Origin of the sequence: Pseudoalteromonas sp. GW168-MNA-CIBAN-0100 (genome assembly GCF_040309225.1) — a bacterium.
GTDB lineage: Bacteria > Pseudomonadota > Gammaproteobacteria > Enterobacterales > Alteromonadaceae > Pseudoalteromonas > Pseudoalteromonas arctica.
This window is the reverse complement of record NZ_JBEOOL010000566.1, coordinates 1-272: the sequence shown is the minus strand read 5'-3', so window position 1 is coordinate 272 and position 272 is coordinate 1. Positions and strand designations below refer to the sequence as shown.

Genomic DNA, 272 nt, shown 5'->3' with positions numbered 1-272 from the left:
CTGTGTTAGTAGAAGAAACTGATGAATTCGACTTAGATGATATTGACGACATCGACAGCTTAATCGACGAGGTTAGTGAACAAGGCGAGGAAGAGCAGCCTGAAACAGCGCTTGAAGAGCAAAATAATACAGCTGAGTTAGTAGAAGAAACCGACGACTTTGACTTAGATGATATTGACGACATCGACAGCTTAATCGACGAAGTTAGTGAACAAAGCGAGGAAGAGCAGCCTGAAGCAGCGCTTGAAGAGCAAAATAATACAGCTGAGTTA

At 42.6% G+C, this 272-nt stretch carries 1 protein-coding gene; it reads left to right on the top strand.

Features of this window, described 5'->3' with window-relative positions:
- On the top strand, positions 1-272 hold a 272-nt coding region (locus AAEY62_RS22450; protein WP_350636625.1), incomplete at both ends, for a hypothetical protein.